At 60.0% G+C, this 19264-nt stretch carries 22 protein-coding genes; 7 read left to right on the top strand and 15 right to left on the bottom strand.

All coding sequences use genetic code 11. The features are described 5' to 3' along the window. Window positions 1–21: 21 nt before the first annotated feature. Window positions 22–519 carry a ferritin-like domain-containing protein gene (locus FHT92_RS07375; RefSeq protein ID WP_183745874.1) on the bottom strand — a complete coding sequence of 166 codons (498 nt, stop codon included), beginning with the start codon at window positions 517–519 and terminating at the stop codon, window positions 22–24. A 143-nt stretch (window positions 520–662) separates the two neighbouring features. Here FHT92_RS07375 and FHT92_RS07370 point away from each other — a divergent pair, with 143 nt between their 5' ends. After that, entirely contained in the window at window positions 663–1280 is a 618-nt protein-coding gene (locus tag FHT92_RS07370) for a hypothetical protein (RefSeq protein WP_183823503.1), read from the top strand. Here the strand turns inward: FHT92_RS07370 and FHT92_RS07365 are convergent. Both FHT92_RS07365 and FHT92_RS07360 read right to left on the bottom strand, forming a co-directional pair. Continuing rightward, a complete protein-coding gene (locus FHT92_RS07365; RefSeq protein ID WP_183746501.1) occupies window positions 1270–1713 on the bottom strand; it encodes a GNAT family N-acetyltransferase in 444 nt (147 codons plus the stop codon). The two genes, FHT92_RS07370 and FHT92_RS07365, sit on opposite strands and share 11 nt — an antisense overlap. Before the next feature lie 14 nt (window positions 1714–1727). Next, window positions 1728–2675 (bottom strand): aldo/keto reductase, encoded by a 948-nt coding sequence (locus tag FHT92_RS07360; protein ID WP_183823501.1) that lies wholly within the window; start codon window positions 2673–2675, stop codon window positions 1728–1730. Window positions 2676–2855: 180 nt separating this feature from the next. Between FHT92_RS07360 and FHT92_RS07355 the strand changes: the two genes are divergently transcribed. Continuing rightward, window positions 2856–3842: a Gfo/Idh/MocA family protein gene (locus FHT92_RS07355; protein ID WP_183823499.1), complete on the top strand. Its 987-nt coding sequence runs from the start codon at window positions 2856–2858 to the stop codon at window positions 3840–3842. Window positions 3843–3845: 3 nt separating this feature from the next. Here FHT92_RS07355 and FHT92_RS07350 read toward each other — a convergent pair whose 3' ends face one another. After that, the gene (locus tag FHT92_RS07350; protein ID WP_183823497.1) at window positions 3846–4229 is read right to left on the bottom strand and encodes a GtrA family protein; all 384 of its coding nucleotides are present in this window, start codon (window positions 4227–4229) and stop codon (window positions 3846–3848) included. Continuing rightward, window positions 4226–5221 carry a glycosyltransferase gene (locus FHT92_RS07345; RefSeq protein ID WP_183823495.1) on the bottom strand — a complete coding sequence of 332 codons (996 nt, stop codon included), beginning with the start codon at window positions 5219–5221 and terminating at the stop codon, window positions 4226–4228. The genes FHT92_RS07350 and FHT92_RS07345 overlap by 4 nt, the downstream gene beginning before the upstream one ends. 155 nt (window positions 5222–5376) lie before the next feature. On the opposite strand from FHT92_RS07345, the gene FHT92_RS07340 reads away from it, so the two are divergent. Further along, window positions 5377–7224: a hypothetical protein gene (locus FHT92_RS07340; protein WP_183823493.1), complete on the top strand. Its 1848-nt coding sequence runs from the start codon at window positions 5377–5379 to the stop codon at window positions 7222–7224. Window positions 7225–7235: 11 nt separating this feature from the next. Here FHT92_RS07340 and FHT92_RS07335 read toward each other — a convergent pair whose 3' ends face one another. Next, window positions 7236–7478 (bottom strand): hypothetical protein, encoded by a 243-nt coding sequence (locus FHT92_RS07335; RefSeq protein WP_183745892.1) that lies wholly within the window; start codon window positions 7476–7478, stop codon window positions 7236–7238. Between the two features lie 576 nt (window positions 7479–8054). On the opposite strand from FHT92_RS07335, the gene xseA reads away from it, so the two are divergent. Continuing rightward, a complete protein-coding gene (gene xseA / locus FHT92_RS07330; protein WP_183823491.1) occupies window positions 8055–9635 on the top strand; it encodes an exodeoxyribonuclease VII large subunit in 1581 nt (526 codons plus the stop codon). A gap of 2 nt (window positions 9636–9637) precedes the next feature. Further along, entirely contained in the window at window positions 9638–10228 is a 591-nt protein-coding gene (locus FHT92_RS07325) for an NAD(P)H-dependent oxidoreductase (protein WP_183823489.1), read from the top strand. On the opposite strand, the gene FHT92_RS07320 is transcribed toward FHT92_RS07325, so the two are convergent. Continuing rightward, window positions 10229–10726, bottom strand: coding sequence for a MarR family winged helix-turn-helix transcriptional regulator (locus FHT92_RS07320; RefSeq protein WP_183823487.1), 498 nt, complete (start codon window positions 10724–10726; stop codon window positions 10229–10231). It lies immediately after the preceding gene. Between the two features lie 81 nt (window positions 10727–10807). On the opposite strand from FHT92_RS07320, the gene FHT92_RS07315 reads away from it, so the two are divergent. Beyond that, window positions 10808–11728 (top strand): EamA family transporter, encoded by a 921-nt coding sequence (locus FHT92_RS07315; RefSeq protein ID WP_183823485.1) that lies wholly within the window; start codon window positions 10808–10810, stop codon window positions 11726–11728. Here FHT92_RS07315 and FHT92_RS07310 read toward each other — a convergent pair. Together FHT92_RS07310 and FHT92_RS07305 are read right to left on the bottom strand one after the other, a co-directional pair. Next, window positions 11676–12929: an aminopeptidase gene (locus tag FHT92_RS07310; protein ID WP_183823483.1), complete on the bottom strand. Its 1254-nt coding sequence runs from the start codon at window positions 12927–12929 to the stop codon at window positions 11676–11678. The two genes, FHT92_RS07315 and FHT92_RS07310, sit on opposite strands and share 53 nt — an antisense overlap. 129 nt (window positions 12930–13058) lie before the next feature. After that, window positions 13059–13742: a glutathione S-transferase family protein gene (locus FHT92_RS07305; protein ID WP_183823481.1), complete on the bottom strand. Its 684-nt coding sequence runs from the start codon at window positions 13740–13742 to the stop codon at window positions 13059–13061. A 101-nt stretch (window positions 13743–13843) separates the two neighbouring features. Between FHT92_RS07305 and FHT92_RS07300 the strand changes: the two genes are divergently transcribed. After that, window positions 13844–14287: a MarR family winged helix-turn-helix transcriptional regulator gene (locus FHT92_RS07300; RefSeq protein ID WP_183745905.1), complete on the top strand. Its 444-nt coding sequence runs from the start codon at window positions 13844–13846 to the stop codon at window positions 14285–14287. Here the strand turns inward: FHT92_RS07300 and ybaK are convergent, their stop codons facing one another. From ybaK to FHT92_RS07270, 6 genes are all read right to left on the bottom strand, one after another. After that, window positions 14288–14761: a Cys-tRNA(Pro) deacylase gene (gene ybaK / locus FHT92_RS07295; protein WP_183823479.1), complete on the bottom strand. Its 474-nt coding sequence runs from the start codon at window positions 14759–14761 to the stop codon at window positions 14288–14290. 3 nt (window positions 14762–14764) lie between these two features. Further along, complete coding sequence (locus tag FHT92_RS07290; RefSeq protein ID WP_183745910.1) at window positions 14765–15115, bottom strand: ArsC family reductase; 351 nt, start codon at window positions 15113–15115, stop codon at window positions 14765–14767. A gap of 70 nt (window positions 15116–15185) precedes the next feature. Beyond that, a complete protein-coding gene (phnX, locus tag FHT92_RS07285; RefSeq protein WP_183823477.1) occupies window positions 15186–15965 on the bottom strand; it encodes a phosphonoacetaldehyde hydrolase in 780 nt (259 codons plus the stop codon). Next, window positions 15962–17092, bottom strand: coding sequence for a TIGR03364 family FAD-dependent oxidoreductase (locus FHT92_RS07280; protein ID WP_183823475.1), 1131 nt, complete (start codon window positions 17090–17092; stop codon window positions 15962–15964). The genes phnX and FHT92_RS07280 overlap by 4 nt, the downstream gene beginning before the upstream one ends. A 103-nt stretch (window positions 17093–17195) precedes the next feature. Next, window positions 17196–18257 (bottom strand): succinylglutamate desuccinylase/aspartoacylase family protein, encoded by a 1062-nt coding sequence (locus tag FHT92_RS07275; protein WP_183823473.1) that lies wholly within the window; start codon window positions 18255–18257, stop codon window positions 17196–17198. Between the two features lie 70 nt (window positions 18258–18327). Beyond that, on the bottom strand, window positions 18328–18849 hold the full coding sequence (locus FHT92_RS07270; protein WP_183823471.1) for a 2'-5' RNA ligase family protein: 522 nt from the start codon (window positions 18847–18849) through the stop codon (window positions 18328–18330). Between the last annotated feature and the right edge of the window lie 415 nt (window positions 18850–19264).

Genomic DNA, 19264 nt, shown 5'->3' with positions numbered 1-19264 from the left:
CTCTCCTTGCGGATGCGAGTATCAGGCTGCGCGTGCCTTCTGGTTTGCGGCAGTCGTTGCAAGCTTCGTCAGAAGCTGGTCGGTCTTGCCTTCTTCCTGCAAAGTCTGATCGAGGAGCATGACGGCGTCCTTGAAGCCCAGCGTCTGCGCCCACGTTTTCAACGTGCCGTAGCGGGCGATTTCATAATGCTCGACGGCCTGGGCCGCGGAAATCAGGCCGGCATCGACGGCCGATGTGCCTTTGAATTCCTCCATGATTTCCTCGCCCTCGGCGATGATACCCTGGATCGCTTCGCAGGTTTTGCCCTGGGCGCGCTTGCCGATGATCTCGAAAACTTGCTGCAGTCGCTCGACATGGCCTTCGGTTTCTTCACGGTGCTTTTCGAAACCTGCCTTCAATTCCGTCGACTGGGCAGCGCGTGCCATCTTCGGCAAAGCACGCAATATCTGCCGTTCGGCGAAATAGATATCCTTGAGCGTATCGTAAAACAGATCTTCCAGTGTCTTTTCCTTGGCCATGGTTCCGTTCCTTTGTTGAGAGATTTGCGCCCTTGGGCGACATTTCTTAGAAGTTGGCACCGGGCTAATTGTTCCCGCGCATTTCGGGTGGAACGACTGCATTGCCCGGGCAATGATGTCGGGAGCACTCGGGAGGACCGCGCATGAAGAAACCAGGATCGATGAAGGGGCTCGAGGATCTCGGCCGAGTGCGCCTGTCGACGAATTTCTTCTTCCGCGATTTCCTCCACTCCGAGATCGCCGATTTCTATCGCATCCCGAACATTCCCGACGATCCCGATCTGGCAATCGAAACGGGCAGCCGCCTTTGCGAGGAATTGTTGGAGCCATTGGAAGCGAGTTTCGGGCGCCTGCACATTCGCTCCGGCTATCGCTCGCCCGCAGTCAATCGCTTCGGCAACGAGAACAAGCTGAATTGTTCGACTAACGCCGCCACTGCTGCCCATCATATCTGGGATGTCAGAGATTTTGACGGCTGCATGGGCGCTGCCGCCTGCATTGCCATCCCGTGGATGGTCGATCACTATACTGATGAAAGCGACTGGCTGAAGCTTGCCTGGTGGATCCATGACCACCTGCCTTATGCCTCGCTCTGTTTCTTCCCGAAGCTATGGGCTTTCAACATCCAGTGGCACGAGCGGCCGAAGCGTGTGATCCAGAGCTATGTACGCCCGCGCGGTATCCTGACCAAGCCGGGGATGGCCAATTGGGAGGGCGATCATTCTGAATGGTATGAGGGCTTTCCGCAGTTCAGAAATTGATGCGGTAGCGGATATGGCCGTCACTCTTGACGTAAGTGTCGTAGAGCGCCTGGGCCGTCTTGTTCTGCTCGCTCGTATGCCAATAGAGTCGCGACCAGCCATTCTTCTTGCAGAGGGTAACGAGGTCGTCCATCAGTGCCCGGCCGACACCCCTGCCGCGCACATTCCCGGAAACGAACAGGTCTTCGAGATAGCAGTCCTTACCTCGAATCCAGGTACCCTCATGCGTCAGGCAGAGCGTGAAGCCCACGACTTCGCCGTCGAGTTCCGCCACCCGCATGAAGATTGCCGACGCCGGATCGAAGATCCGGCGCCAGGTGGAATCGGTGATGTCGGCGTCGACGGTGACCTCGTAGAAAGCGAGATAATCCGCCCAGAGCAGGCGCCAGCGCGCCTCGTCTTCAGGTTTCGCGTCGCGGATCGTCACGGCCATGCCACCACCTCGTTTCATGCGCCCGCCTTATCCAGCAGCGCCATCGCCTCGTCGGAGAGTTTGAGCGTCGTTGCTTTCACCAGGCTGTCAAGCTGGGAAAGGCTCGTAGCACTGGCAATCGGCGCCGTCACGCTCTTCTTGCGCAACAGCCATGCAAGCGAGATTTCCGCAGGCTTTGCGCCCGTTTCGACCGAGACTTTGTCGAGTGCCGCAAGAATGCGCATGCCCTTGTCGTCGAGATATTGGGAAACGCGGCCTTCGCGGGCGCGGCCCTCTGTATCCGCCTTGCTGCGGTACTTGCCCGAAAGGAAGCCGGCTGCAAGGCTGAAATAGGTGATGACGCCGATATCTTCTTTGATGCAGAGATCGGCAAGCGGGCCTTCGAAGCTCGAACGCTCATAGAGGTTATATTCGGGCTGCAGCGCCTGATAGCGCGGCAGGCCTGCTTTGTCGGCGGCATCGAAGGAAGCTTGCAGCTGGCTCGCATCATAGTTGGAGCAGCCGAAGGAGCGGATCTTGCCCTGTTCCTGAAGCTTGGCATAAGCGCCAAGTGACTCTTCATGCCGCGTATCGGTGTCCGGCCAATGTGACAGATAGAGGTCGAGATAGTCGGTCTGCAGCCGGCGCAGAGAATCTTCGATTGCCCTGAGAATGTAATTTGCCTTCAGCGTCCTGCCTTGGCCCATATCCGAGCCGACCTTGGTGATGATGACAACCTTGTCGCGGGAAACCTTTGACCTTTTCAGCCACCTGCCGATGATCTCTTCGGAATCGCCGCCCTTGTTGCCCGGCACCCAGGCGGAATAGACATCTGCGGTATCAATCGTATTGAGGCCGGCACCGAAAAAGCCGTCCAGAATATCAAAGGACGTTTTCTCGTCGGCTGTCCAGCCGAATACATTGCCGCCGAAGACAATCGGCGAGACCAAAAGCCCTGTTTTCCCAAGCCGGCGCATTTCCATGGCGCTCTCCAAAAATGCTGAGGTGATTGAATGTGAGGAAGCGGCAGAACGCCGTTCGTCAGTACCCTAGCGCGGAGTCTTCCTGAAGGAAACCAAACTTCCGTGATCGCCCCCGCGCGCCATTGCACCGCATGACAGGGCTGCATAAGGTGCGCCCGATCGATTTCAGGAGGACCTTTCATGTTGCGTTTCGGTATACTCTCGACGGCCAAGATCGGCCGCGACAATGTCGTTCCCGCCATCCAGGACGCGGAAAACTGCGTCATTACCGCGATTGCCAGCCGTGATTTTGCACGTGCCCGGGAAATGGCGGACCGTTTTTCCGTGCCGCATGCCTTCGGCTCCTACGAGGAAATGCTGGCGTCCGATGTGATCGACGCCGTCTATATACCGCTGCCGACCTCCCAGCATGTCGAATGGTCGATCAAGGCCGCGGATGCCGGCAAGCACGTGCTCTGCGAAAAGCCGATTGCGCTGAAAGCTTCCGAGATCGACAATCTCATTGCTGCGCGCGATCGCAACAAGGTCATCATCAGCGAAGCCTTCATGATCACCTATTCGCCGGTCTGGCGGAAGGTTCGCTCGCTGCTGCAGGAGGGTGTGATCGGCGAGCTTCGCCATGTCCAGGGCGCCTTCACCTATTACAACCGCGACCCCGGCAACATGCGCAACATTCCCGAGCTTGGCGGCGGCGGCCTGCCGGATATCGGCGTCTATCCCGTCATCAGCACCCGCTTCTCCACCCGCAAGGAACCGTCCTGGGTCCAGGCAATCACCGAGCGTGATGGGGAATTTGGCACGGATATATACTCCAGCGTGAAGGCCGATTTCGGCGATTTCGAACTGAGCTTCTACATTTCCACCCAAATGGCCGGCCGCCAGATCATGGTTTTCCACGGCACCGACGGCTATATCGAAGTGAAGTCGCCCTTCAACGCCAATCGTTGGGGCCCGGAGGAGATCGAGGTGACTGATCGCGGCCACAACGAAGCCCGGATCATCCGCTTCCAGGACAGCCGCCAGTACAAGTGCCAGGCTGAAGCCTTTGCCCGCGCTGCGGCAGGCGAAAAGGAAGAAATCGTCACGTTGGAAGATTCCAAGCTTAACCAGAAGGTCATCGACGCCATCTACCGCGCCAGTGAGCAGGATGGCTGGGAAGCGGTCTGATACTTATTCGGCTTTGCCCCGGAACACGAAGCGGGAATAGCCGAAGAAGCTGAAGAACATCGACGCTGCCGTCGCGAGCACCATTGCGACAAGCGGCTGCAGCGTTGGTAATGACAGAAGCAGCGCCGAATAGAGCCCGTAGTTGACGAGGGCGGCCGTCACGCCGACCGAGCCGTAGCGGAAGCCTTCCACTGCCAACGATCGGCCTGACCGGTCGAAAGTGAAAGTCCGGTTGAAGGCCCACGTCGTCGCCATCGCGAGTGCAATGGCAATCAGCCGGGCAATGAAGGGTCCGAGCGGAGTCAGGTGCAAAAGGGCAGCAAGCACGCCCGCATCGACGATGAAGCCCAGCCCACCGGCGATCGCAAAACGAACGAGCTTCTTCATGCGGCATCCGCTTTCTTGTCATCAGGCGTTATGGCCGACGTTTTATCCTTTACCGAAACCGGCGCTGCGAGGCTCATATAATGGATGCGCAACTGCTCTGCCCGCGCCCGCGCAACGGAATCGAGGATCACGCCGGCAGTAAACAACATAATAGAAATCATCGCCAGCGCCGTCGAAAGCACCCAGGTCGGCATGCGGCTGACGAGGCCGGTCGCAAAATATTCCGCCAGTACCGGCCCCATGAATCCGAGGCTTGCCAGCATGAAGAGGACGCTGATCGTGCCGAAGAAAGCGAAAGGCCGCGTCTCCTTCATCAGCATGGCAAACATCCAGAGGATCTTGCCGCCATCGCGGAAGGTCGAGAGCTTCGAATGCGAGCCCTCTGGGCGCCTGCCGTAATGCAGTTCCAGTTCACTGACAGGCAGTTTCAGCCGCGACGCATGCACCGACATTTCCGTTTCAATCTCGAAACCGCCGGAAACCGCGGGGAAGCTTTTGACGAAACGGCGCGAGAAGGCCCGGTAGCCGGAGAAGATATCGGTGAAGTCAGGCCCGAAAATTGCGCGATAGAGGATGTTGAAGAGCCGGTTGCCGAAAGCATGTCCCTGCCGGCCGGCATCATCATGCACGCCGCGTCGCGTACCGACCACCATATCGGCCCGCTCCGTCAACAGCGTCCGCAGTAGTTCTTCAGCATCCTCGGGCGCATAGGTCCCGTCGCCATCGGCGATGATGTAGATGTCGGCATCGATATCGGCGAACATACGCCGCACCACATGGCCCTTGCCCTGGCGCCGTTCACGCACAACATGTGCGCCGGCGAGCATGGCATGCAGCGCCGTGCCGTCGGTGGAATTGTTGTCGTAGACATGGATATGCGCATCGGGCAGGGCCGCCCGGAAACCCCTGACGACAGAGCCGACGGTCGCCGCTTCGTTGTAGCAGGGAAGCAGAACGGCAATATCGGGACTGTCGCTGAACGATCGCGCCATAGGTTACACTCGTAACAAAGAAACCGCGTCGAATTTACGCCATGCAGCGTTAACAAGCCGCTATGAGAAACGAAAGCTGTCACGCCGCGTGGTTTACACTTTCTTGATAAGCCAAGGCTAAGGTTTGCCCATCACGCAACGACCTGGCTATCATGATGAACGCAGTGCAGCCGATCGCCAAGGCGCAATCCGCATCAGCCAGGACTGGATTTATCGGCAGTATTCGGCAGATGCTGACGCGCCTCCTGCCATCCGCCCTCATCTACTCCCTTATTCTGATCGGCATTATCGTCGTAATGAAATATGCCGGGGGTCCGGTCGATTATGTCGGCCCCGACAATGACGACGGCATGCGCCTCGTGGAGGTCAGGGACTTCCTGAACGGGCAGGGCTGGTTCGATTTGATGCAGTATCGGCTCGGCCTCGGCGAAGGCACGCTCATGCACTGGTCACGACTGATCGACCTGCCGATCGCTGTGCTCATCCGCTTCTTCGGCCTCTTCTTCGGTCATGATGCCGCGGAAGCTGCCGCACTCGTGGTCTGGCCCCTGTCGCTCGTTTTTCCTGCCCTGATTGCCATGGGCCTTGCCGGCCAGCGCGTTGGCGGCCTTGCCGGCATGCACTTGTCCTTCTGTCTGGCCGGCATGGCGATCTATACCGGCAATCGCTTTGCGCCCGGCGCCATCGATCATCACAATGCCCAGCTCGCGCTCGTCGCAACCATGGTGGCGATGCTTCTCGATGAAAAGCAGCGCGCGTGGAACTACGCCGTCGCTGGCGCGTCGGCCGCATTGGCGATCGCGATCGGCGCGGAAACCACGCCTTTTGTTGCCATCTATTGCTTGGTCGTGGCATTTCTTTGGGTCTGGGAAGGCGAGCCGTTTGCCGCCGCCACGAGGGCTTTCGGCCTTAGCCTCGCTGTTGCGATCAGCATCCTCTTCTTTGCGACCGTGCCGCCACAGCGCTATTCGGTAGTGACGTGCGACAATCTCTCGCTCGGCTTCTACAGCCTGGCGACCATCGGTGGCAGCCTGCTGCTTGCCTCCGCGCTCTTTGCCAGCCGTCTCGGCCGCGGCTTGCGTTTCGCAGTGCTTGCGGCGGTCGGCGCCGCCGTTTTCGGTTCGGCTATGGTCATTGCGCCTGAATGCCTGCGCAATCCGCTTGCCGATCTCGATCCTATGCTGGTCGAGCTCTGGCTGCGCAATGTCTCGGAAGCGCAATCCATTCTCGCGCTCGGCCGGACGGATCCCTTTTCCCTTGGCGCATTCTATGCGCCTGGCCTGCTCGCGATCGCCGTCTGCATTTTCCGCTCCGTTCAGGGCGATCGCATGCAGGTCCATCTTATCCTTCTGGCACTCTTGAGCGTCAGTTGGGCCGTCGCTCTGGTCCAGGTGCGAGGCGCCGTCTTCGCAAACTTGCTTTCTATCCTGCCGTTGGCCCTGTTGATCATCGACATCAGGCGCGTGTCGAACGGCGATAGCGAGAATGCGGCGGCGGCTCTCGTCTATATCATCACGGTTCTGGCAAGCGTGCCGGCCGTATGGGCCGTCGGCGGCGCGCTCGTCGAAATGCAGATCAATAAGACAAAGACTGTTGACGAGCCGGGGGGCTCCTCATGTTCCTCCAGGCAGGCGCTCGCGCCGCTTGGCGGCTTGCCTGCCGGTCTCGTTTCGGCGCCCTCGGAAATGGGTGTGCCGATCCTGCGTTATACCGCCGACCGTGTTTTGTCGGCGCCCTATCATCGCAATCAGGGTGGCATGCTGACGGAGATGCATATCGGTCTGGCCGAGCCGCAGGAGGCGGAAGCATTTCTGAAGGGAACGGGCGTCACCGTGCTTGCCTTCTGCCCGGATGATCTGCAGACACGTGAAATCGCCAGATTGAAGCCAGAGGGGCTTTATGCGCAGCTTGGCAAGGGCAATATTCCAGCCTATCTCGACCCGCTGCCGAGAGCGGCTGATAGCGGCGTCCAGTTCTTTCGCTATCTGAGGACGTCGGACTGACGTCCTCTCTTTCAGGAGTGGACGAGCACGGCCCGCAGACGATCGGTGGTGAACAGGCCGCCGAGATAAAGCAGCAGGCCGGCATTGTAGCCGATGATGGTGTAGAGAAGCGCCAGGAATGATACCGCGCCACCGGCAGCAATGGCGGCGAACGCAAAGGTGACGCCGATCAACATGGCGACAAGCGCGATGACGCTGGCCGAGCGCATGAGACCGACGGTGAGGCCTAGCGTTATTGCTGTCAGGATGATCATGTTGTCACCTCTTCTTCAGGTCGTTTGCGAGGAACCTAGGGGCCCTCCGCTAACAAAAGTTTATTGGTCACCCTTAATGAAAGCTGCAATTGCAGCCATGGTTACGGATGCGTTCACCTGACGGCATTTCCTCCGACTTGCGCCGGGTATGTGTTCCGATCTAAATCAACTCTGTTACAGGCTGAAAAGTTCCGTTACTTTTTTCACTTACGTAAACGGAAGTTTCCAGGTGCAACCACGGCGTTGAACGAAGCAGCACGACGCTTACAATTCGATCCCGTCTGATCAGCCGATTGTCCAGAAAGAGCGCGAGCCGATTCCCATGAGGTCGAGCATAGCGATGATGAGAAAGGCGATCGCTCCCGCGTCGGTCATCGACGGAGAATTTTCACTGTCATCAGCATGCTCATTTTCGGGTCGGTGTTCGCCACTCCCTACGAACATGAGTGATACTAAGTTTTTTTTCGGAGTAGCGATATCCCTATTTCTTGGGTCCCCCACCAATTTTTGGATAAAAATTCACCCTTCACCTACCCCGATCTTTCCGTTTGGAGGCGATCAAAATAGAAAGGGGAGATGAGCAATGTCTTTGATGGCGATTCGCCTACCAATCTCGCAGAATATTCGGTGTCGGAACTCTCCGGTTCCATCAAGCGGACCGTCGAGACAGCCTTCGATCAGGTACGTGTGCGCGGCGAGATTTCAGGTTATCGCGGCCCGCATTCCTCGGGCCATGCTTATTTCTCGCTGAAGGACGACCGTGCGCGTATCGATGCGGTCATATGGAAGGGCACTTTTTCCCGTCTGAAGTTCCGGCCAGAAGAGGGGATGGAGGTCATTGCGACCGGCAAGGTCACAACCTTCCCCGGCTCCTCCAAATATCAGATCGTCATCGAGACGCTGGAGCCAGCCGGCGCCGGCGCATTGATGGCGCTGATCGAGGAGCGCAAGCGCCGCCTTGGTGCCGAGGGCCTTTTCGACCCGTCACGCAAGAAGCGCCTGCCTTTCATGCCCAAGGTGATCGGCGTCGTGACCTCGCCGACGGGCGCCGTCATCCGCGATATCCTGCATCGCATCTCCGATCGTTTCCCCGTCCATGTCATCGTCTGGCCGGTCAAGGTGCAGGGGGAGGGCTCCGGCGAGGAGGTGGCAAATGCCATCAACGGCTTTAATGCCCTGGAGCCTGGCGGCGAGATTCCGCGCCCTGACGTGCTGATCGTCGCCCGCGGCGGCGGCAGCCTGGAAGATCTCTGGAGCTTCAACGACGAAATCGTCGTCCGCGCCGCAGCCGGTAGCCGGATTCCGTTGATTTCCGCCGTCGGCCACGAGACCGACTGGACGCTGATCGATTACGCAGCCGATGTCCGCGCCCCGACGCCAACCGGAGCTGCCGAAATGGCGGTGCCCGTCAAGGCCGAGCTCGAGGCCCAGGTCGCAGGTCTCACTGCCCGCCTGCAGGGCTGCATGAGCCGCCAGATGGATCAGCGCCGCCAGTCCGTCCGCGCCTTGATGCGAGCCCTGCCGTCGCTCGATCAGCTGCTGGCGCTGCCCCGACGCCGCTTCGATGAGGCCGCTGCCGGTCTCGGGCGCGGGCTGGAGCTCAACACCATCAACAAACGCCGCGGTTTCGAGCGTGTCGCCTCGCATCTCCGGCCGGACGTGCTGTCCAACCGCATCACCGAGCGCCGACAGCTTCTGAACGAACGGATGTCTCGCGCAGAGCGCACCGTCGAGCGTCTGCTCGATCGCTCGAAATCCCGCATCGAACGTGCCGAGGCGATCCTTGCGTCGCTGCCGGCCCGGCTGAAGACGCAGACCGATCGCGGTCGTGAGCGCCTCGGCAATCTCTCGCGCCATGCCGATACCGCAATCCGCCACCAGCTGACGCGTGCCCGCGCCGAGCTTTCGGCGCAGGACCGCGTTCTTCAGTCTCTTTCCTACAAGAACGTGCTGAAGCGCGGTTATGCCGTCATCCGCGACGAGGATAACAGGCCGGTCTCGCAGGCATCGGCACTCTCCGCCGGCATGGGCATCGCCATTGAGTTCGCCGACGGCCGCGTCGGCGCCATGACGACGGAAGGCAGCGCTGCGCCATCAGGCGCCAGGAAGCGCACGGTCAAGGCCGGCGAGCCACCGAAACAGGGAAGCCTGTTTTAGCGATGCACATTCTGCTGGTGCTCGCCCATCCGCTGCCGGAAAGTTATGCCGCTTCTGTGGCGCGGACCGCTTGCGAGACACTCGAAACCTCCGGCCATACTGTCGATCTCCTGGATCTGTATGCGGAGGATTTCGACCCGCGACTGTCCAAGGCCGAGCGTGGCGGCTATTTCGATGTGCCCTACGATACATCGGCCGTTTCCGGTATCGTCGCGAGGCTGAAAGCGGCTGACGGCCTCATTCTGGTTTTTCCGCAATGGTGGTTCAATTTCCCGGCCATATTGAAGGGCTTCATCGATCGCGTCTTTGCGCCTGATGTCGCCTTTGCCCATGATGCTGCCGGCGGCCGTATCGTGCCGCAACTGACCAATATCAAGCTGCTCTACGCGCTGACGACAACTGGTTCGCCCTGGTGGCTGGTGCACGTCTATATGGGCAACCCCGTCCGCCGTCTGTTGAAGCGCGGGATCGCCAATTTCTGCGCCAAGCAAGTGAAGTTCCGGATGCTGAGCCTGCACGACATGGACCGCGCGACGGACGCCAAGCGCAAGACGCATCTGGAACGCGTCCGAAAAGCCCTCGCCGCCGTCTGACTATTCGAAATCCGACAGAAATTTTTTGAGCAACCGGTCGAGCTCGGCTTTGTCGTCAGCCGTCAGGTTGCGCGTCAACCGCTGCTGGTTGGCGACATGCGCGCCGACCGCTTCTTCCACTGTCGCCAGACCCTTTTCGGTCAGCGCAATCAGCACGCTGCGCCGGTCTTCGGGATTGAACAGGCGCTCCACGAAGCCCGCTTTTTCCAGTTGATCGATCCGGTTCGTCATCGTGCCGGAGCTGACCATCGTCATGCCGAGCAGCTCTCCGGGCGACAGCCGGTAGGGCGCGCCGGAGCGGCGAAGCGTGGCCAGCACATCGAAGGAGGAGGAGGAAAGGCCGTGCTTGAGCAGAACCGCGTCCACTTCGCGGCCGATATGCGTCGTCAGCCGCTTCAGCCGGCCGAAGATGCCCATGGGTTCAACGTCCAGCTCCGGCCGCTCGCGCCGCCATTGCGCCAGGATCCTGTCGACGTGATCTGATTTCTCCTTGTCCATGCTGCATCGATATCAGCAGATATCTTGACGTCAAGGTAAAACATGTTATCTTAATATTATCTTGAAGTAGAGATTCTTGAAATGAAGACAAATATCCGATACGTCACCGATGTGTTGATGACCGCGATCGCACCAGCCATCTGGGGTAGCACTTACTTCGTCACGACATCCTTCCTGCCGCATGGCTACCCGCTGACATCAGCGATGCTGCGGGCGCTGCCGGCAGGGCTGCTTCTGCTGCTGATTGTCCGGAAGCTGCCGACGGGCATCTGGTGGAGCCGCGTCTTCATTCTGGGCGCACTGAACTTCTCGTTCTTCTGGGCGATGCTCTTCGTTTCAGCCTACCGCCTGCCCGGCGGCGTGGCCGCGACGGTCGGCGCCGTACAGCCGCTGATCGTCATCGCGCTCTCGCGCATCTTCCTTGGCAAGCCGATCCGCTTCATTGCCGTTATGGCCGGCCTGATCGGCATCGCAGGTGTCGCACTTCTGGTGCTGACGCCGAAAGCGGCCCTCGATCCCGTTGGCGTCGTCGCAGGTCTCGCTGGCGCGGTCTCCATGGCCTTCGGTACGGTGCTGACCCGCCATTGGCAGCCGCCCGTCTCCAGCCTCACCTTTACCTCCTGGCAATTGACCGCAGGCGGGATTCTGCTCGTGCCCGTGGCCTTTTTCCTGGAACCGGCGCTTCCCGTGCCGACGACAGCCAATATCCTCGGCATTGCCTGGCTTGGCCTCGTCGGTGCTGCCTTCACCTATCTGCTATGGTTCCGCGGCCTCTCGCGCATAGAGCCTTCGGCCGCGGCGTCGCTCGGCTTCCTGAGCCCCGTTGTCGCGACCATGCTCGGTTGGCTGGCGCTCGGCCAGAGCCTGACACCGATCCAGCTTTCAGGTTTTGCCATGGTGCTGGTCAGCGTCTGGCTCAGTCAGCGCAGCCTGATGCCGAAGGCCGGTACTACGCCCACTCGCCCTGGCGCATCACCGGTACCCGCGAGCCATCGGGCTTGATGCCGTCAATATCGACCTTGTCGGAGCCGATCATCCAGTCGATATGAATCAGGCTGGAATTGCCGCCCTGCGCCTTGATCTGCTCCTGGCTGAGCGATGCGCCGTCGAGGAAGCATTTCGAATAGCACTGGCCGAGTGCGATATGGCAGGAAGCGTTTTCGTCGAACAGCGTATTGTAGAAGAGGATGCCGCTCGCTGAAATCGGCGAGGAATGCGGTACCAATGCCACTTCGCCCAGCCGGCGGGCGCCTTCATCCGTGTCGAGCACCTTTTTCAGCACTTCCTCGCCGCGTGAGGCCTTGGCCTCGACGATGCGGCCGCCTTCGAAGTGAACCCGGATATTGTCAATCAGCGTGCCCTGATGTGAGAGCGGCTTGGTGCTGGACACGTGGCCTTCCACGCGCAGCGCATGCGGCGTGGTGAAGACTTCCTCGGTTGGAATATTCGGATTGCAGGTAATGCCGTTCTTCGCCGTGGAGGCGCCGCCGTGCCACTCATGGCCGTCCGCGAGGCCGACGGTCAGGTCCGTGCCCGGCCCGGTGAAATGTAGTGAAGCGAAACGCTCGCCGTTCAGCCAGGAAGAACGCTTGCGCAGATTGGCATTGTGCTCGGCCCAGGCTGTGATCGGATCAGGCACGTCGACGCGCGACGCCGCAAAGATCGCCTTTGCGAGTTTGGCGACCGCAATTGCTTCCGGATCGTCGGGGAAGACGACCTTCGCCCAGGAAGGGTTAGGGTAGGAGACGATGTTCCAGTTGATGTCGAAGTTGGAGATCTTCTCAAGTGCTGGCTTGTAAGCCGTGGAATTGGCGCGGTTGGCGCGGCCGACCTTGCCCGGATCCTGTTCCGACAGCAGCATCGGATTGTCGCCGGCAATAGCCAAACGGGCGGCGCCTTTCTCATAGGCCTTCGCCATGCCGTCATAAAGCCAGCCGGAAGCCCGGTCGAAGCTCTCGTCGCTGCCATACTGGTAGCGGGCAAGCGTCGTTTCTTCGTCGGAATAGAAGGTCGAAACCAGGCCAGCGCCGGCGAGATAGGCGCGTTTGGTGATCAGCCGCACCAGCGGCAGCGCCACGATCGGGGCGGTGATGACGAGATCCTGCCCTTGTTCAAGCTGCAGGCCGACCTTGATGGCGACTTCCGCAAGTTTCTCAAGTTTGCCGGGATCAACGGAGCTGTGGCTCTGGGGCATGAACGTCATAGGATCAACCTGCCTTCTGATGTCTGCGACGGGAGGTAAAAGACTTAGACCCCTTTACGGCGAAAATGAAGCGCGCCGCATCCGATTTCAACGCGGCCGGATGCATGTCCGGCCGCTTATGGATACGCTTCAAGCGGCGGCGGGCAGCCTGAGCAGGATTGAGTTATGCTTATCGAGGAATTCCATCAGGCGCTGCGGATAGTCTTCGCCAACGGCGCCCCGGACGCTTGCCCGCTCCGACAACGCCTTGCGCCAGCGCTTGACCCGTTCGAGCCCGTCGAAGATGGAACTGTCGCCGAGCGTGTCGAACAGATCGAAGTACCGAAAGATCGGCCCGAAGACCGTGTCGACGAGGCTGAAGTTAACCCCGGCGAAATAGGGTCCGTCCGCCAGCACCCGCTCGACAGTCGCGAATTTGGCGACAAGCGCCTTGTGCTTGGCCTCCAATTGCGCGGCATCCTGCGCCGTCTCATAGCCCCAGAGATCGGAAAGCACGGAAGAGCCGAATTCCATCCATCCGCGGTGGTGGGCGCGGGCCAGCGCGTCGGTCGGATGCAGGGCGATACCCGCCTGCGTTTCCTCCAGATATTCGCAGATGACGCTGCTTTCGAATAACACCTCTTCGCGGCCATCGTCCTCTTGTATCCGGAGCAGTGGCACCTTGCCGAGGGGTGAGATCTTCAGGAACCAATCCGGCTTGTCGGCAAGATCGATGTCGATGCGCTCAAATGGCACGCCCTTTTCGAGGAGCGCGATCGCGGCGCGCTGCACATAGGGGCAGAGATGATGGCTGATGAGGGTAAGCTTGCTCATGAAAATCTCCCGGGGTTTGGCAAGGGATCGTTGGCTTTGCATGCATGCAGATGCATCTAATATCGCTTGCGCTGAGTTTCAAGATAGATGTAATTACATTTATGTCTGAGAATATGCCAAAGCCGAACGAAGCCGTGGTTTCTGCCTGGACGCGCCTCATGCGCGCCCGCGAGCGGCTGCTGGGCTTGATCGAAGCCGATTTGAAGACAGCCGGTATGCCGCCGCTTGCCTGGTATGACGTGCTTTGGGAGTTGGCGCGCTCACAATCAGACAGGCTGCGCCCCTATGAGCTGGAGGAGCGGACACTGCTGGCGCAGTACAATCTTTCCCGTTTGATCGATCGGCTGGAAAAGGAGGGTCTGGTTGCTCGCGAGGTCTTCGCAGAGGATGGTCGCGGACGCTGGGTGGTGATCACTGATGCCGGCCGTCAGCTTCGGGAGCGCATGTGGACCGTCTACGGCAAAGCGATCGAAACTCATATCGGCGGCAAGCTCGCAGAAAGTGAGGCGAGGACGATCGCCGGCCTGCTGGACCGCTTTCTCTGATCAGGCGATCAGCGGTGCGGCGGCCGCCTTCACTACCTTCAATGCCTCTTTCGGATCGAGCCGCACCTGCAGCCCGCGTTGCCCGCCATTGATATAGACGAGCGGTTCGGCAAGAGCGGTTTCCTCGATCGCCGTCGGCACGATCTTCTTCTGCCCGAAAGGGCTGATGCCGCCGACATGGTATCCCGTTAGCCGCTCCGCATCGGCCGGTTTCATCATATTGCCCGACTTACCATGAAAGGCGCTCGCGAGCTTCTTCATGCTCACTTCGCGGTCGGAAGGCACGACCACGCAGACCGGCTTGCCGTCCACCTCTGCCATCAGCGTCTTCAGCACGCGATGAGGCTCCTCGCCGAGCGCTTCAGCTGCCTGCAGCCCGACGCGCTCGGCATTCGGATCATAGTCATAGGTATGAACCGTGAAGGCGACGCCGGCTTGTGTGAGGACCTGTGTGGCGCGAGTGGTTTTGGACATGGCTCAGCCCTTGAGCGCCTGCGCGTAGATATCCGGCTTGAAGCCGATCAGCAGCTTGCCGCCAGTTTCGAGTACTGGCCGCTTGATCATCGACGGCTGGTCGAGCATCAGGGCGATGGCTTTATCGCGGTCGAGATTTTCGCGCGCGGCGTCAGGCAGGTTGCGGAAGGTCGTGCCGGCGCGATTCAGCACCGTCTCCCAGCCTGCCTCGTCGATCCATCGTTCCAGATGCCTACGATCGATGCCGACTGCTTTGTAATCATGAAAGTCGTAGGCGACGCCATGGTCGTCCAGCCAGCCGCGGGCCTTCTTCATTGTGTCGCAGTTCTTGATACCGTAGATGGTGACGGCCATGCGGGTTCGATCTCCCTGATTCCTAAGGGAGATACCACGCTCTATAAGCGCTGCAAACGCCGTTGGTCCTTTATCCCTCAAGCTCTTCGATAAGGGCAGGCAGGTCTGCCACCGTTTCAACAACATAGTCGGCGCCGGCGGCAATCAGCTTCTCGCCGATCCGCTTGTGCAACGCAGCTCGTGCCTCTGGCGAAAGTGCATCCAGCTCTGCAGGTGTCAGCCCCGCCTCGTTGCCCGAGAGCGTCACGCCAACGGTCACGCAGCCTGCGGCAGCACCCTCGGCAATGCCGGGTTTGGTATCATCGACCTTGAGAACGGCAGAGGCCGGATAGACCATCAGGTCGAGGAAGCACTTATACATGCCGATCGGCGTCGGTCGGCCAAGCGGCAGATCGTCAGCACAGATCAGATTGTCGGGCGCATAACCCTGTTCGGCGGCAAGCGGCAGCACGCGCTCCATGATCGAGCGTGTATAGCCTGTGGTCGAGCCGATCTTCATCTGCCGCTCGCGCAGATATTGGATCGTCTTGATCGCGCCCGGCACCAGAGCGCAGTAATCAGTCACGACAGCTTCGTTCAGCGGAACGAAGAGCTCGTAAACCTTGTCGATTGCAGCCTCGTCCGGAAGCGCTCCTTGTACAGCCTTCCAGCGCGCGGCGATATGCGGCTCGGCCAGCATCGCGGCGATATGGGCACGCTTCGGAAGCCCCATGGGCTTGCGGGCATCGGCGATGGTTACCTCGACGCCGAGTTTGCCGAAGGTTTCCACAAAGGCCCCCATCGGCGCGAAAGAGCCGAAGTCAATCATTGTGCCGGCCCAGTCGAAGACCACTGCCTTGAATTGCGTCATGCTGCGCTCCCGTAGAGATCCTCGATGGTTTCTTCGCCGATACCGAAGGCGGTCGAAGCACCGCAGCCCGCGGTGACGACGACGATGCGCAGCGCGTCGGAGGGCTTGTCGGTAAACCGCCAGCGGTCTGGAGCGGAGGCATAGGTGCCGATCCAGCGCTCGGTAATGAAGCGACCCGGCAGGTTGAGCACGGCATCCATTTCGTCGAGGGTCAGCCGGTCGACCCGCTCCAGTCCAAACGGATCGGGTGTTTCGGAGTAATGGTGGCTGTCGCCGACGATCAGCGATCCGTCCTCCGACTGCGTGACGATCAGGTGGATGCCGTTTTCCCGCTCCGGCTTGAATTCGCGGTCAAGCCGCGCCTTCAGGGCAGTCGCCTCCGGCAATTCGGCATAACCGAGATAACGCCCGAGCCCGAGATCGGACATAACCGCAGTGCTGAGCGAAACCCGCTGGGCCGGCACAACACGCATCATCTGCAGCTTGCAGCGTGTGACGTTATAGGCAGCGATCCGATCCGCAAACAGGCTCTTGAAATCGTCGCCGGGGCAAACAACCACCGTCTCCGCCTCGATCAAGCCGGTTGACGTTTCGATTCGCGGCGGCTCGACGGCGCTCACTGCTGTCGAGCGGCGGAACTCTATGCCATATTTGACTTCGAGATAGCGGGCGAGCAGCGGAATGGCTGTGCTGGATTCGACCCGCACCTCATGTGGGCTATAGAGTGTGAAGCGCCCCGATTCCGGTCGCAGTGCCGGCACAAGCCGCCGTGCTTGATCGAGCGTCAGCCTTTCGCAGCCCTCGCCCATCTCTGTGCGCAGGAAGGCGTCGATCACGGCTTCGGATTCGTCGAGCCTTGCGGCAAGGAGCAGCCCGCGCTGCAGGACGTCTATGCCGGCGTCATCGACAATCCCGGCCCAGATATCGCGGGCCTGGCGCGCCTTGTTCCAGCAGTCGCCGGCCTGCTGGCCGGTCACCGTCACAAAGCCAAAATTGCGCACCGAAGCGCCATTTGCCTGTGCGTCACGGTCAACAACGACGACCCGTTTGCCACGCTTTGCCGCCGCCAGCGCATGCGCCAGCCCGACAATTCCCGCGCCGACGATCGCAATGTCGTAATGCGGCATGTACGCTCCTTCGCAATATGTCTGCCACGGCTTGGCGGATTTTCTTGAAGCCTGTGTGACAGTTGCGCGGAGCCTTACATTCGCGCGTGGAAAAGAATGCGGTTCAGTCTTCCAGGGTGCCGGCCTTTCGCGTTGCTTTGCTCGGCTTGTCGGCGACGATCTTCATCAGGTCGCCGCGTCGGCGCACCAGCCGGTCGGACGTGCGGGTCAGCAACAGCCCGTCCTGCGGCGCCCGGATCTTGATATCGCCCTCGGCAAAACCGGGTCGGGTGACGATCGTCGCCAGAAGCTCCCCTTCCGAGACACGCTCGCCGATATTGCGGTGGAAGAGGACCGTACCGCCCTGCGGCGCGCGCACGATCTCAACATTGTCGAGCGGCACGGCTGGTCCGGAGAAGGTCTTGTCTACGGTCGCTCCGCCGCCGACGACACCGCGCCCGATCAGGAATTGCAGCATGCCTTCGGCGTCTTTTGCGGCCATACCGGGGTCGACGTCGCGCAGGCCGCGCAGTTCCACCGTCACTGAAAGCTTGCCCGGAAGTTTCGCCTTGCGCTCGCCCGGCACCTCATACTTCCAGGCAAAACCGACCGCTTCTTCGAAGGCGCTGCTTTCGCCATCTGAAAGCAGCACTGCTTCCATGTCGAGCGCATTGGCAAGGTCCGCCGCCTCCGGCCAGAAGGCTTCGTCGATATAGGCATATTGCAGCGATTCATCATCGCAATGCAGATCGAGCACCAGATCGGCGCCGAGCGCCATATGGATGAGCTCCCGTTTCAATCGATCAGCTGCCGGGTAGTTGTCGAGCCCGTCAATCAGCTCTGGCCGATCACGAACGGAGATCAGCGGAAAGTCTCGGTTGAAATTGGTCCGCGATCCCAGATCGAACCGGCCTTGCAGCTCGCCGAAATGCGATTGTGCGGCACCGATCGGATTTGCCTGTGGCACAAGCGTGATATCGCCGGCGATCCGTCCTTCGCCTTCGGCCTGCCTGAGTTGTAGGCAGAGAAAATGCGCCAGCGCCGTTCCCGGCAGTTCGTTCGCGTGCAGTGCGGCCTGGATATAGACCTTCGGGGCGGCGGGATCGTTTCCCTCGAAACGGATGACCGGCAACCGCCATTCGATGCCGGGCGTATCGCCGGGGATGATGATCTCTGAAACGTCCACTGTCCTGCTCCGCCTGTGCCTATTGGGTGGGGAGTTGTATGCGAATCCCCACCCGCGGTGCAAGCTTGGCTCAGCCGAGCAGAGGCCAACGGCCAATGACATTATGCTCGCTCTTTCCATAGAAGCTGTGGATCAGCAGGAACTCCCGGACGGTCCACCGCACCGGCCGATTAAGCTCTTCAGGCAGAACTGTCTTGCGATCGTAGAGCAGCGTCATATGCGGTGTCAGATGGCCACCGAGGTTATAGGGCAGTCCCGCCTCATACAGACCTTCCTGGATTTGGTGGCGAAGATCCAGCAGCGCTTCGTTTTCCTGCCTGGTGCAGATGACGAAGGCCTGGGGTTCGCCCGGATGGCGGAAGCTCATGACCTCATCAAGCACCAATTCGAACGGTCGGACGCGTATCGTCGCAGCCATCTGTTCCGCAGCGAACGCGATATCCTGCGGCAGCCTGCGATAGGCGCCCACACCATTCAGCGTGATATGAAGCAGCTCAAGGGGTCGCGAAGGCCCCGTCAATGCATGGGCGTTGCGATAAGTCTGGGCGATCTCCATCGCTTCGGATGCTGCCTCAGCGGTCGGGCGGAGCATGAAGAACAACCTGTGGTGACGTCCCCCGCTGTAGCCGGCTTTCTTCCGGGGGTCGGAGCCATTCGGGTCGAGCGGAAAATGAGGCATCTGAACTACGGACTACATCGTCCGCCTCCTTGTTTTACAAGGAGGAGCTTATCAGAGGTGCTCTTTTCGTCAAGAACAAAACAAGAACAATGAAGGTGAAACTATATTGGAGACAAAAACGGCTGCCGAGCGGCGGCCGTTTGCCGATGTCGAATTGAACAGTGAATGAGTGCCTCAGGCGGCGTCCTTGACCGCCGCAGACACTTTCTTGGCAGACTTGGTGCGCGCTGCCTTCGGCCGCACGAGACGAAGAATGTCATCGGTGCTTGGCGTATTATCAGAAATTCTCTGGAAGACGAGGCAAAAACGGGAATCCGTGCCGGGTTTC

This window comes from Rhizobium sp. BK377 (assembly GCF_014193935.1).
Classification (GTDB): Bacteria; Pseudomonadota; Alphaproteobacteria; order Rhizobiales; family Rhizobiaceae; genus Rhizobium.
The sequence above is the reverse complement of the archived record's forward strand: the minus strand, read 5'-3'. Positions and strand labels throughout refer to the sequence as shown.

Coding starts and splice junctions, on each gene's coding strand:
- FHT92_RS07270 (WP_183823471.1), bottom strand. CDS start 18,849: ATGCTCCGCCCGACCGCTGAGGCAGCATCCGAAGCGATGGAGATCGCC.
- FHT92_RS07320 (WP_183823487.1), bottom strand. CDS start 10,726: ATGGACAAGGAGAAATCAGATCACGTCGACAGGATCCTGGCGCAATGG.
- xseA (WP_183823491.1), top strand. CDS start 8,055: ATGAGCAATGTCTTTGATGGCGATTCGCCTACCAATCTCGCAGAATAT.
- FHT92_RS07335 (WP_183745892.1), bottom strand. CDS start 7,478: ATGATCATCCTGACAGCAATAACGCTAGGCCTCACCGTCGGTCTCATG.
- FHT92_RS07340 (WP_183823493.1), top strand. CDS start 5,377: ATGAACGCAGTGCAGCCGATCGCCAAGGCGCAATCCGCATCAGCCAGG.
- FHT92_RS07370 (WP_183823503.1), top strand. CDS start 663: ATGAAGAAACCAGGATCGATGAAGGGGCTCGAGGATCTCGGCCGAGTG.
- FHT92_RS07365 (WP_183746501.1), bottom strand. CDS start 1,713: ATGGCCGTGACGATCCGCGACGCGAAACCTGAAGACGAGGCGCGCTGG.
- FHT92_RS07280 (WP_183823475.1), bottom strand. CDS start 17,092: ATGCCGCATTACGACATTGCGATCGTCGGCGCGGGAATTGTCGGGCTG.
- FHT92_RS07345 (WP_183823495.1), bottom strand. CDS start 5,221: ATGGCGCGATCGTTCAGCGACAGTCCCGATATTGCCGTTCTGCTTCCC.
- FHT92_RS07360 (WP_183823501.1), bottom strand. CDS start 2,675: ATGGAAATGCGCCGGCTTGGGAAAACAGGGCTTTTGGTCTCGCCGATT.
- FHT92_RS07325 (WP_183823489.1), top strand. CDS start 9,638: ATGCACATTCTGCTGGTGCTCGCCCATCCGCTGCCGGAAAGTTATGCC.
- FHT92_RS07300 (WP_183745905.1), top strand. CDS start 13,844: ATGTCTGAGAATATGCCAAAGCCGAACGAAGCCGTGGTTTCTGCCTGG.
- FHT92_RS07305 (WP_183823481.1), bottom strand. CDS start 13,742: ATGAGCAAGCTTACCCTCATCAGCCATCATCTCTGCCCCTATGTGCAG.
- FHT92_RS07350 (WP_183823497.1), bottom strand. CDS start 4,229: ATGAAGAAGCTCGTTCGTTTTGCGATCGCCGGTGGGCTGGGCTTCATC.
- FHT92_RS07315 (WP_183823485.1), top strand. CDS start 10,808: ATGAAGACAAATATCCGATACGTCACCGATGTGTTGATGACCGCGATC.
- FHT92_RS07290 (WP_183745910.1), bottom strand. CDS start 15,115: ATGGCCGTCACCATCTACGGTATCAAGAACTGCGACACAATGAAGAAG.
- FHT92_RS07355 (WP_183823499.1), top strand. CDS start 2,856: ATGTTGCGTTTCGGTATACTCTCGACGGCCAAGATCGGCCGCGACAAT.
- phnX (WP_183823477.1), bottom strand. CDS start 15,965: ATGACGCAATTCAAGGCAGTGGTCTTCGACTGGGCCGGCACAATGATT.
- FHT92_RS07310 (WP_183823483.1), bottom strand. CDS start 12,929: ATGACGTTCATGCCCCAGAGCCACAGCTCCGTTGATCCCGGCAAACTT.
- ybaK (WP_183823479.1), bottom strand. CDS start 14,761: ATGTCCAAAACCACTCGCGCCACACAGGTCCTCACACAAGCCGGCGTC.
- FHT92_RS07375 (WP_183745874.1), bottom strand. CDS start 519: ATGGCCAAGGAAAAGACACTGGAAGATCTGTTTTACGATACGCTCAAG.